5 protein-coding genes are annotated in these 4,377 nt (G+C 59.3%); 4 read left to right on the top strand and 1 reads right to left on the bottom strand.

The annotated features are described in order from the left end of the window. A partial coding sequence (locus JWQ61_RS14430) for a Re/Si-specific NAD(P)(+) transhydrogenase subunit alpha (protein WP_304361134.1) occupies positions 1–1,052 on the bottom strand: 1,052 nt, incomplete at its 3' end. A 370-nt stretch (positions 1,053–1,422) separates the two neighbouring features. On the opposite strand from JWQ61_RS14430, the gene JWQ61_RS14425 reads away from it, so the two are divergent. From JWQ61_RS14425 to JWQ61_RS14410, 4 genes are all read left to right on the top strand, one after another. Further along, positions 1,423–1,908, top strand: a complete 486-nt coding sequence (locus tag JWQ61_RS14425; protein WP_014007612.1) for an NUDIX hydrolase — start codon at positions 1,423–1,425, stop codon at positions 1,906–1,908. Then, complete coding sequence (gene mnmA, locus JWQ61_RS14420) at positions 1,901–3,022, top strand: tRNA 2-thiouridine(34) synthase MnmA (RefSeq protein WP_304361133.1); 1,122 nt, start codon at positions 1,901–1,903, stop codon at positions 3,020–3,022. The genes JWQ61_RS14425 and mnmA overlap by 8 nt, the downstream gene beginning before the upstream one ends. A gap of 335 nt (positions 3,023–3,357) precedes the next feature. Beyond that, on the top strand, positions 3,358–3,630 hold the full coding sequence (locus JWQ61_RS14415; protein WP_304361132.1) for a DUF4148 domain-containing protein: 273 nt from the start codon (positions 3,358–3,360) through the stop codon (positions 3,628–3,630). Between the two features lie 200 nt (positions 3,631–3,830). After that, positions 3,831–4,377, top strand: a 547-nt coding sequence (locus JWQ61_RS14410; RefSeq protein ID WP_304361131.1) for a TolC family protein, incomplete at its 3' end; no start/stop codon positions are given.

The following is a 4,377-nucleotide window of genomic DNA, read 5'->3' as shown; positions in this document are numbered from 1 at the left end:
TTGATCACCAGGCCGCCTTCGGCGTTGATGATCAGCTTGAGGAAATCGAGCAGGTTGCGCGCATACAGCGCCGAAGCGTCGGCCGCCACCAGCGCCGCCAGGTTGCCTTCGCCGATGATGTGGACGCCGTGCTTGATGACGGTCTTGCCGCTTTCCGACAGCGGGCAGTTGCCGCCCTGGTCGACCGCCATGTCGAGGATCACCGAACCCGGCTTCATCGCCTTGACGGTGTCTTCGCTGATCAGCACCGGCGCCTTGCGGCCGGGAATCAGGGCAGTGGTGATGATGATGTCGGCCTGCTTGGCGCGCTCATGTACCAGCTCGGCCTGGCGCCGCATCCAGTCGGCCGGCATCGACCGCGCATAACCGCCCACGCCCTGGGCGATTTCCTTTTCTTCATCGGTAATGAAAGGCACGTCCAGGAATTTCGCGCCGAGCGACTCGATCTGTTCCTTGACCGCCGGCCGCACATCGGAAGCTTCAATCACGGCGCCAAGGCGCTTGGCGGTGGCAATTGCTTGCAAACCGGCAACACCGGCGCCCATGATCAGCATCCGCGCCGCTTTCACGGTGCCGGCAGCGGTCATCAGCATCGGCATGAAGCGCTGGTAGGTATTGGCCGCCATCAGCACCGCCTTGTAGCCGGCGATATTGGCTTGCGACGACAGCACGTCCATCGATTGCGCACGCGAAGTGCGCGGCGCCGCTTCCAGCGCGAACGCGGTCAGGCCATGGCTTGCCATAACAGCAATATTGTCGGCATCAAAAGGGTTCAACATGCCGACCACGACCGTGCCGCTTTTCAGCAGCGCCAGTTCGTCGCTGCTGGGAGCGCGCACCTTGAGCACGGTTTCCACGCCGAATGCCGCCGCGGCGGTGACTACCTCCGCGCCGGCCGCAGCGTAGGCTTCGTCGGTGATGCTGGACGAAATGCCCGCGCCGGACTGCACCAGCACCTGGTGCTTGGCCGCCACCAGCTTCTTTACCGTCTCCGGAGTCGCAGCAACCCGGGTTTCGCCAGGCCGCGTCTCGGCGGGGATGCCGATTTTCATGTACTTCTCCCACTATGATGTTAAGAATTCTGAATTCTTTGGATTTGTCGGGATTACGCAATCGACCGCAACAAACATGTCAAGGACAGGCTAATCCGCCACAGACACAGGCCCGGCGGCTATCAAACCCTGCCCCGCAATTGGCTGTATGGAATCTTACACGGAAAAATTACGCTTCAACAACCAGAGGTCTTGATGTAGGTTATTTATCCTAAAATTAATCCATCGTTGCGAATATGGCTACAATCACATCCGCTTTCGTGCTAGGACGCTGCAGGCAACATTCTCGGCCTGCAGCTCCCCTGCTTCTGGCCGGCTTCTCATCGAAAACCGGCAGGCAAGTTAAAATATCGGATTAACCGAGGAATTTATGACTGACGTTTGGAAACCCGCCGTCACAGTTGCCGCGATCATAGAGCGCGACGGCCGCTTCTTGCTGATTGAAGAAGCGACCAGTGACGGCATCCGCATCAACCAGCCAGCCGGCCATCTCGATCCCAACGAGTCGCTGGCGCAGGCGGTCGTGCGTGAAACGCTGGAAGAAACGGCGCATGACTTCACCCCTACCGCGCTGGTCGGCATGTATATGGCGCGTTATGTATCGGTGCGCACCGGCAAAGCGGTCACTTACTTGCGCTTCGCGTTCTGCGGCGACCTCGGCGCACGGCACGACCAGGCGCTCGACCACGGCATCCTGCGCACCCTGTGGATGTCGCGCGACGAACTGGCGGCCTGTCCGGAACGCCACCGCAGTCCGCAAGTGCTGCTGTGCATCGACGACTACCTGCGCGGCCAGCGCGCGCCGCTGTCCATGCTCAATACTCATCCAAGCGCCTGCGGAGTGGCCCATGTCTAATAAAAAACGGGTAGTCATCGGCATGTCGGGCGGGGTCGATTCCTCCGTTTCGGCCTGGATGCTGAAACAGCAAGGTTATGAAGTGATCGGCCTGTTCATGAAGAACTGGGAAGATGACGACGATTCCGAATACTGCTCGACGCGGCAGGACTGGATTGATGCGGTCAGCGTGGCCGATGTGATCGGCGTCGATATCGAAGCGGTCAATTTCGCCGCCGAGTACAAGGACCGGGTATTCGCCGAATTCCTGCGCGAGTACCAGGCTGGGCGCACGCCGAACCCGGACGTGCTGTGCAATGCCGAAATCAAGTTCAAGGCCTTCCTCGACCATGCCATGAAGCTGGGCGCCGACCTCATCGCCACCGGCCACTACGCGCGCGTGCGGCGAGCCGATTCCGGCCGCTTCGAGCTGCTGAAGGCAGTCGACGCCAGCAAGGACCAGAGTTATTTCCTGCACCGCCTGAACCAGTCGCAGCTGTCGCGCACCTTGTTCCCGCTGGGCGAAATCCAGAAAACCGAAGTGCGCAAGATCGCCGAGCAGATTCAGCTGCCGAACGCCAAGAAGAAGGATTCGACCGGCATCTGCTTTATCGGCGAACGGCCGTTCCGCGAATTCCTGAACCGCTACCTGTCTTATAAACCGGGGCCGATGAAGACACCCGATGGCGATGTGGTGGGCGAGCATGTCGGCTTGAGTTTTTACACGCTGGGCCAGCGCAAGGGCATCGGCCTGGGCGGCATGAAGACGCACAAGAATGCCGGCGGCGATAGCGATCCCTGGTATGTCGCGCGGAAAGATGTGGAAAGCAACACCTTGTATATCGTCCAGGGGCATGATCACCCATGGCTGCTATCGTCGACGCTGCAGGCCGGCCAGCTCAGCTGGGTCGCCGGCGAAGCGCCGGACAGTGGCCAGTTGTCGGCCAAGACACGCTACCGGCAAGCCGACATGGCTTGCGCGTTTGACAGCCTGCTGTTGCCTGAAGCGGAAAATTTTGCGCTCAAATTCAGCGATCCGCAGTGGGCCGTCACTCCTGGACAATCCGCCGTGCTGTACGACGGCGATGTCTGCCTCGGCGGCGGCATCATCGAATCATCCGGCAACATCGCCTGATTCCGGTTTTTCCTGGTTTTGCATCTTTATGATGCAAAACCAGCGTCCCGCCACAGCCGTCTGTCCTGGCCGGTTGATTTCCATTTCTGCCTAACGTGGTTTGGTTGCGCATTGCACCAAAAAGTTCCTTTTTATTATTGTCATTTTAGGAATAGTCAATTTCCAATATGACCATTTATTGTTGATCATGAAGCCTCTACACTTGCTTCATCGATGGACGCAACACACAAGCAACTGCAGCAAATGCAAGTGCGCCGCTCACCGAGGCAGGACCCGACGGCTGCATGAAGCCTGTTCCGCCGAGCCCGCTGCCATCAACCTTATCGGAGAAAAACATGAACATGAAACAACTTATCGCAGGTGTTGCAATTTTGGCTGCCGCTGGCAGCGCTTTGGCCGACGCTCCATATCCTCCTGAAACACCGTTTGTTTCGACCAAATCGCGCGCCGATGTCCAGGCCGAACTGGTGCAAGCCCAAAAAGACGGTTCGCTGGCAGTGGCCCGCAACCAATACCCTGTCGTGGCAGCCGTAGGCCAGCCGGAAACCCGTGCTGACGTAGTGAGCCAGCTCAACAAGGCAGAGCCATCAGTCTATAACGGCAACTAAGCTGCGCCTAAGCTGTAAAAGCATCTGATGCAACACTGATTCAGCGAGTTTCAGAGTTACACAAAACGCCAGCCTAGCTGGCGTTTTGCTATTATTCAGTCATATCCTCGTTCACCGCGTAACCCGGGGTTTTAGTGTAGTGCAAGCGCTGCCGGCAAATAAGCGTTCAGACCTCTCTAATCATTACAATTTGGGTTCCCATGCGGTTATATCCTATCCTCCAGCGTCCTCCCTCGGCCAAGCTGCTGCTTGCCGCTTCCCTGGCGCCGCTGTTGCTGCTGTTAAGCGCCTGCGCCGACTTTTCCGGCATCGACAAGCAATCCAGATTAACCGATGGCAACTCGCTTTCCGGCGGCGCCGCACTGGCCAACCTCAGCAAGACCGCCTGGCCGACCAGCGCCTGGTGGCAAAGTTATCGCGATCCGCAACTGGATACCCTGGTGCAGCAAGCCGTGGCCGGCAGCCCCAGCCTGAAGATCGCCCAGGCGCGCATCCGCCAGGCGTCGTCGCTGGCCGGCGTGGCGCGCGCCGCTACCTTGCCCAAGGTCGGCGCCGAAGCGGCCAGCACGCGCGGCCTGTATTCCTCCGAATATATCTTCCCGCCGCCGCTGGGCGGCAGTTGGAACTGGGACAATGAAATCACCGTCAAGGCCAGCTACGATCTCGACCTGTGGGACAAGGACCGCAGCGCGCTGGAATCGGCGCTCGATACCGTCCACGTCAGCGCTGCCGAAGCCCGCAGCGCCC

The organism is Collimonas fungivorans, assembly GCF_028292705.1.
Taxonomy (GTDB): domain Bacteria; phylum Pseudomonadota; class Gammaproteobacteria; order Burkholderiales; family Burkholderiaceae_D; genus Collimonas; species Collimonas fungivorans_B.
This window is presented reverse-complemented; position numbering and strand designations above follow the sequence as displayed.